Raw genomic sequence first — 11637 nt, forward strand, 5'->3', positions numbered from 1 at the left:
GGGGGCGATGCGTTGCCGCAGGCGGTGAATGGGTTCTTTGCCAATGGCGGCTCCCGCGTCTATGTGGTGCGCATCATCGGTGTGGGGCCGCCACCGCTGGCGTCACGATTGACGCCAGTGCGGTCCCGACATTGGGTGTGTTTGCACGGTCAGAGGGAAGCTGGGGTGATGCGCTTCGGGTTACGGTCAGCCATACCTCACGCTTTTCCGCCTGGATAGAGGAGCAGGGTGTGGGTGGCGATGATGCTCAGTTGCGCCTGTCTTCTACCTTTGGTCTGACGGCTGGCACAACCCTCACTATAGGATCAGAAGTACGTGAAGTACGTGCTGTTCTTGCTGATAATGTTGTCGAACTGACTGCGGAGATCGCTGAGAATCTGGTCACGGATGCTGCCGAGCGTTCGCCACTTGAAGCCGCCGTCGCCGCCGCTCAGACGGCGCTTGATGCTGCTATCGAAGCCGATGAAAGCGGTGATCACTCAGCACTTGAAACGGCGTTGGCCGATGCAGAGGCCGTCCTTGCCGCCGCGCTGCTGATGGCTGAAGCGAGCAGTGTCGCATTTGACTTAACAATCGAGAAAATGTCCAACGGGGTTGCCGTCGAAACTGAACTGTTTACCGGGTTATCCTTATCTGCAGCGTCCCCTGCCTATGCGCCACGTGTGTTGGGTAGTTGCAGTGCGGGTGGTGCCGACCCTCAGTGGATGGCGACAGTCAAATGGTGCGGCTTTTCGTACCAGCCGGGAATGGGGTACGTCCCGATGCGGGTCTGCATGATCTGACTGGCGGGTCGGATGGGGCCGTTTCCCCCGCTACCTACATAGGTACGCCCTCGGAAGATCCTGTCAATCGTACGGGTATCCAGGCACTGGCCAACGAGCCGGGGATCAGCCTGGTCGCCATTCCTGGCCAGACCGATGTGGCGGCGCAGAATGCGTTGTTGGTGCATTGTGAACAGCAGGTCTACCGCTTCGCCGTTCTGGATACCCCCGAAGGGGCCACCCTGCGCGATGCCCGCGATCATCGCGGTGAATTCGACAGTACACGTGCCGCGATTTATTACCCCTGGTTGATGGTACCCGCACCTTTCGGCCCCCGTGGCGAGCAGCATGCTGTGCCACCCTCCGGGCATGTGTTGGGCGTCTATGCGCGCACCGACACGGCACGCGGGGTCTGGAAGGCACCTGCCAATGAGGTGATTCGCAATATCCTCGGTTTTGATGTGACCGTGAACAAGGGCGAGCAGGATATCCTGAACCCGGTTCATGTGAATTGCCTGCGCGATTTTCGTTCTGACCAGCGTGGGTTGCGGGTTTGGGGTGCGCGCACTCTGTCGTCTGACCCGGAATGGAAATATGTGCCGGTACGCCGCACGTTCCTGATGATCCAGCAAAGCCTTGATGCTGGCCTGCAATGGGCGGTGTTTGAACCCAATGCCAAGCCGCTATGGGACACAGTACGCCAGTCAATCACCGGTTTTCTTGACAGCATTTGGCGCCAGGGTGGCCTGGCCGGGATCACGCAGGAGCAGGCCTTTTTTGTGAATGTGGGCTATGGGATCACTATGGAGCAAGCTGATCTCGATAATGGACGACTGATTGTTGAAGTGGGCATAGCGCCTGTGTATCCGGCGGAGTTTGTCATCATTCGCATCAGTCAAAAAACATTGGACGCCGTGGGCTGAGCCTCGGTAAATCGGAGATATAAGCCATGCCTTACCCCTATACGCAGTTTAATTTCCTTCTGGAAATCGACGGGCTGGTCGCCGCGGGCTTCACTGAGGTCTCGGGGATCACCATGGAAAGTGACGTGATCGAATACCGCGAAGGTAATAACGTCACTCATGTGCGCAAGCTACCGGGTTTGTCGAAATACGGCAATATCACGCTGAAGCGTGGTTTTACTGACAGCACCGAACTGGCGGATTGGCGTAAATCAGTAACGGATGGTCAGACCCAGCGCAAGGATGGTGCAATTATTCTGATGAATGAGGCAGGTGAACCCGCATTGCGTTGGGAGTTTACCAGTGCTTTTCCTGCCAAGCTTGAAGGCGCTACGCTGAATGCCACCGCTAATGAGGTGGCGATGGAAACAGTAGAGCTTGCCGTCGAGTCTGTGGTGCAGGTCTAAGGATGCAAACATGACACACTTGTCTCGTCCTGGTATTTATCAGCAGTCCGTCCGGCCGACTCGCCGGGTGGGTGGGTTGGCACGGCGTGATATCGCCGTGTTGATCGGGTTTGCCATGCGCGGCCCGGCGATGATGCCGGTGCGCATCGAAAGCCTGCGCCAGTTCGAGACGCTGTTCGGTGATCCTGTGCCCGGGTTTTTTTCTGGCGCATACCGTGAAAGGTTTCTTTGAAACTGGCGGGCAGGCCGTGCATATTCTGCGTCTGATAGGACCGGGAGCACAACCCGCTGTTGGAGCGATTGCTGAGGTATGGCAGATCAGTGCCGCGACACGTGCCGCGGATCTCGGCATCGGGCTTGTCGGAGCCACGCCCTTGCCTTGGCAGGATCGCATATTACAACGACATGGAAGCTCCATTCCCGATCCGGGCAGTTGGGGCAATAGGCTAAGCCTGCGAATAATGCATGATGCCACGCCATCTCAACCCGTCCTGTTTCGTGCGGCGCATCGAGAACAACTCGAGGTTTCACAGATGACTGGACTGGAACCGGGTGCCTGGGTAGATATTCGTCAGGGAAATGCTACTTTTTCGACGACACTGGCGAGCGTCGATACCCTGCGGGGACAGGTTGTTTTGGCTGATCCGCTTCCCATTGCGCTGGATCCGGATGGTCCGGGTCCGATGCTTCAGGTACGAACGCTGACTGCCGAGCTGCATTTTTCCGGCCAGAGAGTCGAGCTGTTTTCTAATCTATCACCCTCTGTTACGCATGCGCGCCATTTTGCCCAGGCAATTACCCGGGAAAGTCAGTTTGTTCGTGTGGCGCCCATGGCTGTGACAGATGCAGATCGGTTACCGGAAGCGGGTGACTATAGCCTGTCGGGCGGGCGTGATGGACTCGAATTGCAGACTGAAGCGGATTGGTTAGCGGCGCTTGCTGCACAGGCCGCGGAGGATGAGATTGCACTTATCGCCGCTCCGGATCTGGTACGGACCCCGCCCGCCGCCCCGCCGGTTCCTGATTCGGCTCCCGTTGCACCTGATCTCTGTGTTCTGCCATTGGCGCGGCCACGCGGCAGAATTGAGGGCGAGCTTCACAATGCCGAGACGGATGCTCCGATTGCCGATGTGCTGGTTACGGTAGCGGGCGAGGGTAAGACCACCCGCAGCGATGAAAATGGCCGCTTTACCCTGAAAGGGTTGCCGCTGGGTATTGTGGAATTGCGTCTGTTTGCTTCGGGTTATCTGCCTGCCGATCCGTTGGTACAAGCCCGCATAGATGCCAGTGATGCTGAACCTACGCTGTTACGCATGATGGCGTTGCAGGAGGTGCCCGCACTGTCGCCTGAAGCGATTGCACGAGTCCAGCAAGCTATGCTCGACCCTGGACTTGTCGGACCCTTTCGCATTGCCTTACTGGACCCGCCTGCACCGGAGCAGCCACCCGAAGCGTTATTGGAATGGGTATCGAAATTGGATAGATCAGCGCGTGGTTTTGCTGTGGCTCCCTGGATTGGCGTTCCAGACGATGGCGATGATGCCTTGCTGCTGTGTCCGCCTTCGGGCCATGTTTGTGGCGCCTTTGCGGCAGCGGAGGCATTACAGGGGGTGCATCGTGCGCCAGGTAATATGGTCCTGCGTCACGTTAAATCTGTACCACTGCTGCTCGACGAAGCCCTGGCTACTGAATGTTACCGTGCCGCGCTCAACCTGATTGAAGCAACACCGGGCCGGGCTATACGCTTGATGGGATCACGTAGCCTCTCAGCCAATCCGGATTGGGATCAGGTGTCTGTCCGACGCTTATTTGATGCCTTGGAACGCACCCTGCTGACCCGGTTTGATTGGGCGATTTTTGAGCCTGCCACACCACTGACGCGGCAGTTGATAGTCTTTGCCATTGAGGAGTTCCTGGAAACACTGCGACGGCGGGGTATGTTTGCCGGTCAGACCCCTGAAGAGGCTTATTCGGTTCGCTGCGATGCCGAGCTTAATCTACCCGCAAGTCAGGCTCGCGGTGAGCTGATCGCCGAAATTGCTATCGCTCCGACGCGACCTTACGAATTTATTACCTTCAGTCTTGCTGCACAGGCCGAAGCCCTTAACGTGACGGAGGGGGCATGAACTCGATCATTGATACGCTTCTGCCAGCCTTTAGCTTTCATGTTGGCTTCATCGCTGAAGATCAGGGTCTTTCCCTTGGAAATATCACCGGGCTCATCGCGGGCGGTTTTTCCGAGGTTTCAGGTCTCGACAACAGCATGTCGATAGAAACTTATCTGGAAGGCGGCGTGAATGACCGGGTCCACCGTTTGCCAGGTCGGTTCGAGCCGGCAAATATTACGCTGACGCATGGCACGGGACTGAGCGATGATCTGTGGAACTGGCTGGCTGTCTGGCAGCGGGGTGAAGCCGAGCGGCGCAGTATGTTCATTATGTTGGCGAATGCACAACAGATCCCGATCAAGATTTGGGCGGCTGAACGGGCGCTGCCGGTTAAATTCACCGGACCGTCGCTTAACGCCAGTAGTTCAGCACTGGCTATTGAAAAACTGGAAATCGCGCCGGAAAAACTAACGCTGCTACTGTCTCCTGGCTTTGCTACCAGTGCCATGGGGCTGTAAGAATTTTGGAGGAGGGCCGCTATGGCTGAAATCCGTATTGCCAATCTGCAAAGCCGGGTGGATGTGACAGATCCTGATGCCCTGCTTAGCCCGCAGGTTATGGCTAGAATTGTCGCCGTTGTCAAAGCCGAGCTTGAGCAGCAGTCCCGCACGGATCAGGCACGCCTGTCTGAAACCCGCATCGGTGGGCAGGGAGGGCGTTCATGAACCCGCTGGCCGATCTGACGGCGGCGCTAACGCCAGAGGTGCAGCAGGCGGGTAAGCTGACATTTCAGCGGATCGACGCCAACAGCAGTGCGTATGGTGAGCCGCTGTCAGTTATGTTCAATCCCAATGAACTGGCTTTTTCCAAGGCGGCTCAATTTGCCGATATTGCGATTCCAGGCCTTGCCATGCCCATCAGTCAATTTGTACGGGGGGATGCAGAAACACTCAGTCTTGAGTTGCTGTTTGATGGCACGGCAGAGGGCATGGGGGAAGGTAAGGAAGGTGTGACAGGTATGGTGCATGCCTTTCACCAGTTTGTACAAGTAGACGGCGACAAGCATGCAACACCCTTGGTTCGGGTCAGTTGGGGGGCGCATTTTCCGGGTAATGCCTATTCCAATTCGATGCAGCCTGAAGGGCATTTCGATGCGATGGTGTTATCGGTTGCACGCAAATTTACCCTATTCGCTCCTGATGGTACGCCACTTCGGGCGCTGGTTACCCTGTCACTGAAAGAATATGCCTCGCTGGCGCGACAGATCGAAACAATCAATTACCGCTCACCTGATCACACCCGTACCCATGTCGTTCAACAGGGAGAAACGCTGCCTCTGATTGCTTATGACGCCTATGGTGACCCGCGTAAATGGCGCCTTATCGCCGAACATAACGACCTGGACGACATCCGTGCGGTGAAACCCGGCAGGGTGCTGAGCACTGCCGCCGACGACACGCGAGGGCTGGTATGACTGAATACAAGCCAATAGAGGGGTTTTCAACCTTCCGGGTGCCCGAATTCGACATTGCCATAGAGGGTGCTGAGCCAGATAGCCGACTGCGTTTCGACGTGCTCGAGGTTAGCTATTCAGATGCGCCTGATGCGTTTGATAGTTTCGAGTTTTCACTGATGGATTGGGATCCGATCCGGCTGGAACCCATTTATTCCTCACCCTGGGACGAAACGGGTGCGCTGAAGACCTATAGCACCAGCACGGGGGATAAACCGATTCCGGTACTGGAACCCGGTACTGTGGTGTCCTTGTACATGCATTACCGTGACGACAATGTAGATGGTTTCGCTAAGATGGATCCGCAACTGATGCTGCTAGGGAGGGTGGCTTCCCTGTCCACTTCGTTTCCGGCAAGCGGCGTGCCCGTCGCCAAGGTTCGTGTACTCAGTCCGCTGGCCTGGTTGGGGCGAAAAAAACTGACAGGTAAAGCCACCGGTGGGCTGATTGATCTGATTATAGAGGCGTGTAACCAGATCGATCTGGATCTCGATTTGTCAGGTGTTCGTGCTGATCTGCGTGCCACCGAAGAAGGTCAGGATGCACCGGAACATGATCTGGACAAGAAGGATGCCAACACAGTTCTGCGCGATGCAATTGCACAACTGGGACTGGGCAGTCATATCGCACTGGATGACTTGACCGGAGCTGAGCGTCTGGTCATTGCCGCGCCACAGGATATACGTCTGGCGTTGACCTGGGGCCGGACGCTGCTGAGTTTCAGCCCCACTGTCAGCACCGCGCACCTCAGTAAATCTGTGAGCATTACTGTCGAAAATCCACTGGGTAGCAGTGAGGATGAACAGCGCTTTGAAGTGGAAAAAGGCTGGGATGACCTGCCTGAGCTCAATCGCAATGTTCTGGGACCGGGGATCCTCGACGCGATCCTCGATGATCTGCCTGATGACCCTGAACCGATCACCGATCCAACCCGTCATCAGATCGCTTTCCCGGAGCAGGCCGTTCTTAACAGGCTGAGAGAGCAGGCACGAGGCATCGTTACCGCAACGGGACAAACCGTTGGGCTGCCACAATTGCGCAAGGGTGCCTGGTTGATTTGCGCGGCCTGGGCGCGAAGTTTTCAGGTATCTATGTGGTCACCAAGTCTACGCATGTGATTGGTGCATCAGGCTATCTGACGACTTTTGAGGCCTGCAAGGAGGTTCTGAATGCTTAGCCTGGCCTATGTTCGCAACACCGACGATCCGGAAGGTCTGGCTCGTGTCGCGTTAGAGTATTTGGGCCATGCCGCCGGTGCACTCTCGGATTGGGCGCCGATGTCGACAATCATGGCGGGTGACGAGGCGGGTGTGTTTACTATGCCGGAAGAAGGCGATTTGGTTGTTGTCGGCTTTCTTAATGGCGATCGCAATGCTCCCATCGTTCTGGGTGCCATTTGGAACGGTGCACAGCGCCCACCCGCTGATGCAACCACTGAGCGTCGTTTCGTCAGTCGCACCGGGCATTCGCTGACGCTGTCGGATGGCGATGATGACGGCATCATCCTCGAAGACAGCCATGCTAACCGCATCGTGATGAATGCTGATGGCATCAGTATCGAAACTGACGGGACTCTGACAATTCGGGTCGGGGAGATACGCTTTTCGATACGTCTGGCGAGGCGACGCATACCGCTTCGACTATCAAGCTAAACCCATAACGGAGGCTGGCATGGAAATGATCCTGCCACACACAGAGGGATGGTCCGCAATACACCTGATCGAAAAGGGTTGGGGCCATATTGCTGTGATCGTTAAGCGCGAATGGCGTGTGGCAAGTGATGGTTCGACAACACCCCGTAGCCATCCGGACAGTCTGATCCTGGCCGAACAGGTGCAAATGAGTCAGATAGATGGAGAGGAGGTACTGGTCATCGTTCGCGAGACCGAAACCGCCTTGCTGAAGCAATCTGTTGATCTGCATCTGCTGGGTATAGGGACAGAACGAAGTGATGACATGGGGGATAAAATCGATCGTGCCGTTCTGACATTAAACGGCGTGACTCGCTGCACCTATCAGCGGCAAACAGATGCCGGGATCGACCCGGTGAATCTGTTCGGCTTCGAGCCACGTCCGGCGCGAATCGACACCTCCCGGCCTTTCAATTTCGCTAACCATGCCCCCGCGCTGTTCCGGTCGATGCGACGCTCGGGAGATTATGCGTCTGCCACACCTCTGCCGAATCTGGAGGGTGCTCAGCAGATGCAAATCACTACCACAAGTAACCTGGGTGACTCGCCTGAACATCATGAAACTGTCGCTGACTGCAGCGTTGATGTGCCGATGCTTGAGATGCATCCCTTTGTCTGGGAAGGCGGGCGAAATGACCCGCCCTATTGGTGCCACCGTCCTGCACAGACCCTGCTCGCCGATACCCTGATACTGTCGGGCGATATCCTGAGCGTATTATGGCGTGCGGCCCTGCCTTTGAGTGATTACCCCGCGGCTGATCTGCGCCGCCTTGAGATAAAGGAGGTCGTCTGATGGCCCGTCCGATTGCTGTGACCGAAGGACAAGCCCTGGCTTTTCCCAATGTTTGCCTGACATCTGTGCCATCCGCACCGTCTGTCCCCATTCCTTATCCATCCATTGCCGATCTGTCGTCGGCGGACGAGGTGTCTGAAAATGTGACGGTCGGTGGTAAGGGGGTGATCCTCGCCACTCAATCGAGTGTTGCTTCAACCAGCGGTGACGAGGCCGGAACGGATGGTGGGCTGGTTTCTCTGACGAATGGAGGGGCTTGTCAATTCCCGCAAGGCTCTGCCAGCGTGCAGATCAACGGCAAAGCCGTGGTTCGTATGGGCGACCCGACCGAGCAGAATGTTGGTGACCCTGGAGCCAATGCCTTTGGTAACGTGTTGTCGGGCGATGCCAGTGTGCTGGTGGGGGCTAGATTATGTCAGAGATTATTGGTCAGGGCATGAGCTATCCGATTCGCGTTAATGGGCGCGGAGGGTTGAGCTGGGCAAGCGGGGATGAAGCAATCCAGCAGTCCATCTGGATCATCCTGACCACGCCTTTGCGCTCGCGGGTTATGCAGCCCACCTTTGGCTGTGCCATTCACGACTACTTGTTCGCACCCAATTCGTCGGCTACCCGCACTGCCGTTGAAGAAGCCGTTCGCGATGCGTTGATACGCTGGGAACCGAGAGTCGAGGTACAGCGTGTCCGCGCCGCCACCGCGCCTGAAAGCGAAACGCTGCTACTAGTAGACATCGAAACGCGCAAGCGCTCCAACAATGCCGCGCTTAACCTCGTTTATCCGTTCTACCTGACCGAGGGGATGACCTTATGACGCTTCCCGTACCGCGCCTTGATAACCGTACCTATGATGACCTTCTGGCTGAGGCGCTGCGCCGCCTGCCGTTGCACACGCCGGAATATACCAATCACAATGCCAGTGATCCGGGCCGGGCCATTCTTGAGGCCAATGCTTTTCTCACTGAAACGCTGCTTTATCAGATCAACCGGGTGCCGGATCAAACGCATATCGCTTTTCTTAACCTGATCGGCATTACAGCGCGACCCGCACAGCCTGCGCGCGCCGACCTGGCGTTTGTACTGAAAGATCTCAAACGACCGGGCGACCCGTTGCAGGTAGATGTGCCGCGCGGTAGCCAAGTGGCCGTGGACGACCCTGATCTTGATGATGAAGTGGTCTTCGAAACTGATCGTTCGCTACGGGCCGTTAATGCGGCTGTTGGTCTGTCGCTGGTGCCCCTGGGTGGTTCAGGCAGCGTCTGGCAGCCTGTGACCCGGTTCGACAACGAGGGCAGCAAAGACACCGAATGGCTGCATGCCTTTCATCCTTTTGGCGAGACAGAAGCGGTTGGGCGGCAATTTATCTTTGCGTTGGTATTGCGCCCCAAAGCGGAAATAGCCACTCCTGAAGACCGGATGCCTGTGGGTCCACTTGATCTGTATGTTGAAGCGGCGCAAGTGTTCGACACAGATACACAGGGTGAGGTGATCGAAGGACCAGAGATGACAATAGCGGGTCCGCTGGCTGCCCTGCCTGGCACGCCGTCACCGGTTCACTGGGAGGTTTATGCGGGTGGCGAAAGTGGTCCTTTCACCCTGGACGCTAAGCCAGGCTGGGTTCCACTCAACCTGACGCTGGACGAAACCGAAGCTTACGCCGCAGTGGTATCCTGACACTGGAGATGCCATCGACTGCAACCGGCGTACGCCTGAGCGCCGCCTCTGCCGACGCGTGGAAAGCGATGGGACTGATGCGATCGCCGCGCAGCGCGGATGAGTTGATTGCGTTCCTTGGCGGCAGTATTGATGGTGTTAATGTCACAGAAGAGGCCGAACGGCTTAAGCAGGCATTGAGCGTTGATCTGTTACTGCAGATGGGGGTCGAGGAGGATACGGCAGGTCTTTTAAGCGACTGTGCTGATGCACAAGCGCTGGCTGATGCGTTACAAGAAAAAGTGAATCAGGGAGACGAACTTAATCCAGCTGCGATTCCCCAGGAAGTCTGGGGCAGTCTGGTACCAATTTTTGCGGCACCGGATGTGCCAGGTATCGAGGATCCCGATACGGGTGAACCTGTCTATCTTCCGCTGTATTTTATCCGTGCGACCCTTGAACAACCTGAGTCGCGGCCTCGGTTGCTGAATCAGTTGCGGCTCAATGTGGTGCGGGGAACAGCGGCCTCGACGCGCAAGGATGAGCGATTGGGTGTATCCACGGGTCGGCCTGGCCAACGTCTGCGACTGACCCGCGCACCGGTTGCCATCGACCCGAATACCGGAGCGCCTGATCTGGATCTGACGGTAACGATCAACGCTGATGTGCAAGTCTGGCAAAGGGTTACAGATTTCCACGGTCATGGCCCGGCGGACAGAGTCTATCTGCTGGATGCGGCGACAGGCGAAATACGTTTTGGAGATGGGCGACCCAAGGGCGTTGGCGGGGCAATCCCGCCTAACGGGTCTATTATCCGTGCGGCCCGCTATCGCTTCGGTGGGGGGCGTGTGGCCAATGTGGCGCGCGGCACTATCACGAAAATCAAGGGAGCGCTGGCGCAGGTGAAATCTGTTTCTAATCCGCGTGCTGCCTATGGCGGCGCGGATGGTGAAACCCTCGATGAAGTGCGGCGACGTGCTCCTTCAACCCTGCGGCGCCGTGAGCGTGCGGTGTCTGCCAGCGATTTCGCTGATCTGGCACGGGAAACCCCTGGAGCCGCAATCCACAGCGCCTATGCCATTGCAGCGAAGGCACCTACAGCAGATGGTTTCACCGATCGGCCTGGTGCTGTATCGGTGGTGGTGCTGCCCGATATCGATCATCCCACTCCGCAACCCGATGCGGCCATGCTGGCGGCGGTGCGGGGATGGCTGGATCCGCGCCGCCTGGTTACGACCGAACTGCATGTGCTGGGGCCGCGCTATTTCAACCTTACCCGACTTGGTGCTCGACTAACGGTATCAGCCGATGCTGATTTTGCCAGCGTAACTGACGCGGCACGGCTGGCCCTGGTTAATTGGCTACATCCAATTCGTGGTGGCGCTGAAGGCAAGGGTTGGCCCTTTGGTACGGATATCTATCATGCCGATCTCTATTCTGTGCTGCTGGCTGTACCGGGCATTAAACGTGTGTCCCGGTTACATCTTGAACATGATTTTGTAGCGGGTGGGTCGCCCGCTGACGTGGTCCCTGTTCCAGAAGGGCTTCTGCCCGCGTTACAGCCAGGAGCCATAGGATTCGAGGTGGACTATGGCTGATCTGCTGCAACAAATGCCGCGTGAAAGACTCGATGCGCTGAATGGCTGGAAAGCCTTGCGGCCAGCGCAAGCCGAAGACGGACTCCTGCCAGATGGCGATGTGCTGCATCTGGCAACCGCGCGAGGGCAGGGGCTAGATGGGCCGTTATTAGCC

At 57.1% G+C, this 11637-nt stretch carries 15 protein-coding genes; all 15 read left to right on the forward strand.

What is annotated here, in order from left to right; all coding sequences use genetic code 11:
• Window positions 1-782, forward strand: a 782-nt coding sequence (locus LH51_RS20840) for a hypothetical protein (protein ID WP_160173718.1), incomplete at its 5' end; no start/stop codon positions are given.
• Window positions 719-1684: a phage tail sheath family protein gene (locus tag LH51_RS10285; protein ID WP_081960773.1), complete on the forward strand. Its 966-nt coding sequence runs from the start codon at window positions 719-721 to the stop codon at window positions 1682-1684. The genes LH51_RS20840 and LH51_RS10285, both read left to right, overlap by 64 nt.
• A 26-nt stretch (window positions 1685-1710) precedes the next feature.
• Window positions 1711-2130, forward strand: coding sequence for a phage tail protein (locus LH51_RS10290; protein ID WP_036522069.1), 420 nt, complete (start codon window positions 1711-1713; stop codon window positions 2128-2130).
• A gap of 10 nt (window positions 2131-2140) precedes the next feature.
• Window positions 2141-2362 (forward strand): hypothetical protein, encoded by a 222-nt coding sequence (locus LH51_RS10295; RefSeq protein WP_036522071.1) that lies wholly within the window; start codon window positions 2141-2143, stop codon window positions 2360-2362.
• On the forward strand, window positions 2346-4256 hold the full coding sequence (locus LH51_RS10300) for a phage tail sheath C-terminal domain-containing protein (RefSeq protein WP_036522073.1): 1911 nt from the start codon (window positions 2346-2348) through the stop codon (window positions 4254-4256). The genes LH51_RS10295 and LH51_RS10300 overlap by 17 nt, the downstream gene beginning before the upstream one ends.
• On the forward strand, window positions 4253-4756 hold the full coding sequence (locus LH51_RS10305) for a phage tail protein (RefSeq protein ID WP_052063653.1): 504 nt from the start codon (window positions 4253-4255) through the stop codon (window positions 4754-4756). The genes LH51_RS10300 and LH51_RS10305 overlap by 4 nt, the downstream gene beginning before the upstream one ends.
• Window positions 4757-4777: 21 nt before the next feature.
• Window positions 4778-4963 (forward strand): hypothetical protein, encoded by a 186-nt coding sequence (locus tag LH51_RS10310; protein ID WP_036522074.1) that lies wholly within the window; start codon window positions 4778-4780, stop codon window positions 4961-4963.
• Window positions 4960-5712 carry a CIS tube protein gene (locus LH51_RS10315; protein ID WP_052063654.1) on the forward strand — a complete coding sequence of 251 codons (753 nt, stop codon included), beginning with the start codon at window positions 4960-4962 and terminating at the stop codon, window positions 5710-5712. Before LH51_RS10310 ends, LH51_RS10315 begins: the two co-directional genes overlap by 4 nt.
• Window positions 5709-6869, forward strand: coding sequence for a hypothetical protein (locus LH51_RS10320; protein WP_036522075.1), 1161 nt, complete (start codon window positions 5709-5711; stop codon window positions 6867-6869). The genes LH51_RS10315 and LH51_RS10320 overlap by 4 nt, the downstream gene beginning before the upstream one ends.
• A gap of 51 nt (window positions 6870-6920) precedes the next feature.
• Window positions 6921-7403 carry a phage baseplate assembly protein V gene (locus tag LH51_RS10325; protein WP_036522077.1) on the forward strand — a complete coding sequence of 161 codons (483 nt, stop codon included), beginning with the start codon at window positions 6921-6923 and terminating at the stop codon, window positions 7401-7403.
• A 19-nt stretch (window positions 7404-7422) separates the two neighbouring features.
• A complete protein-coding gene (locus LH51_RS10330) occupies window positions 7423-8235 on the forward strand; it encodes a hypothetical protein (RefSeq protein ID WP_036522078.1) in 813 nt (270 codons plus the stop codon).
• Window positions 8235-8675, forward strand: a complete 441-nt coding sequence (locus LH51_RS10335; protein ID WP_052063655.1) for a DUF4150 domain-containing protein — start codon at window positions 8235-8237, stop codon at window positions 8673-8675. Before LH51_RS10330 ends, LH51_RS10335 begins: the two co-directional genes overlap by 1 nt.
• Entirely contained in the window at window positions 8648-9046 is a 399-nt protein-coding gene (locus LH51_RS10340; RefSeq protein WP_036522079.1) for a GPW/gp25 family protein, read from the forward strand. The genes LH51_RS10335 and LH51_RS10340 overlap by 28 nt, the downstream gene beginning before the upstream one ends.
• Window positions 9043-9906: a hypothetical protein gene (locus LH51_RS10345; RefSeq protein WP_036522081.1), complete on the forward strand. Its 864-nt coding sequence runs from the start codon at window positions 9043-9045 to the stop codon at window positions 9904-9906. Before LH51_RS10340 ends, LH51_RS10345 begins: the two co-directional genes overlap by 4 nt.
• Before the next feature lie 8 nt (window positions 9907-9914).
• A complete protein-coding gene (locus tag LH51_RS19180) occupies window positions 9915-11483 on the forward strand; it encodes a putative baseplate assembly protein (RefSeq protein WP_052063656.1) in 1569 nt (522 codons plus the stop codon).
• The last annotated feature ends 154 nt before the right edge of the window (window positions 11484-11637 follow it).

Origin of the sequence: Nitrincola sp. A-D6, assembly GCF_000764495.1 — a bacterium.
Classification (GTDB): Bacteria; Pseudomonadota; Gammaproteobacteria; order Pseudomonadales; family Balneatricaceae; genus Nitrincola.

Excerpts from the sequence above, each read along its gene's own strand:
- LH51_RS10315 (WP_052063654.1), top strand. The coding sequence starts at position 4,960 with ATGAACCCGCTGGCCGATCTGACGGCGGCGCTAACGCCAGAGGTGCAG.
- LH51_RS10325 (WP_036522077.1), top strand. The coding sequence starts at position 6,921 with ATGCTTAGCCTGGCCTATGTTCGCAACACCGACGATCCGGAAGGTCTG.
- LH51_RS10290 (WP_036522069.1), top strand. The coding sequence starts at position 1,711 with ATGCCTTACCCCTATACGCAGTTTAATTTCCTTCTGGAAATCGACGGG.
- LH51_RS10295 (WP_036522071.1), top strand. The coding sequence starts at position 2,141 with ATGACACACTTGTCTCGTCCTGGTATTTATCAGCAGTCCGTCCGGCCG.
- LH51_RS10345 (WP_036522081.1), top strand. The coding sequence starts at position 9,043 with ATGACGCTTCCCGTACCGCGCCTTGATAACCGTACCTATGATGACCTT.
- LH51_RS10305 (WP_052063653.1), top strand. The coding sequence starts at position 4,253 with ATGAACTCGATCATTGATACGCTTCTGCCAGCCTTTAGCTTTCATGTT.
- LH51_RS10310 (WP_036522074.1), top strand. The coding sequence starts at position 4,778 with ATGGCTGAAATCCGTATTGCCAATCTGCAAAGCCGGGTGGATGTGACA.
- LH51_RS10335 (WP_052063655.1), top strand. The coding sequence starts at position 8,235 with ATGGCCCGTCCGATTGCTGTGACCGAAGGACAAGCCCTGGCTTTTCCC.
- LH51_RS10285 (WP_081960773.1), top strand. The coding sequence starts at position 719 with ATGGTGCGGCTTTTCGTACCAGCCGGGAATGGGGTACGTCCCGATGCG.
- LH51_RS10320 (WP_036522075.1), top strand. The coding sequence starts at position 5,709 with ATGACTGAATACAAGCCAATAGAGGGGTTTTCAACCTTCCGGGTGCCC.
- LH51_RS19180 (WP_052063656.1), top strand. The coding sequence starts at position 9,915 with ATGCCATCGACTGCAACCGGCGTACGCCTGAGCGCCGCCTCTGCCGAC.
- LH51_RS10330 (WP_036522078.1), top strand. The coding sequence starts at position 7,423 with ATGGAAATGATCCTGCCACACACAGAGGGATGGTCCGCAATACACCTG.
- LH51_RS10340 (WP_036522079.1), top strand. The coding sequence starts at position 8,648 with ATGTCAGAGATTATTGGTCAGGGCATGAGCTATCCGATTCGCGTTAAT.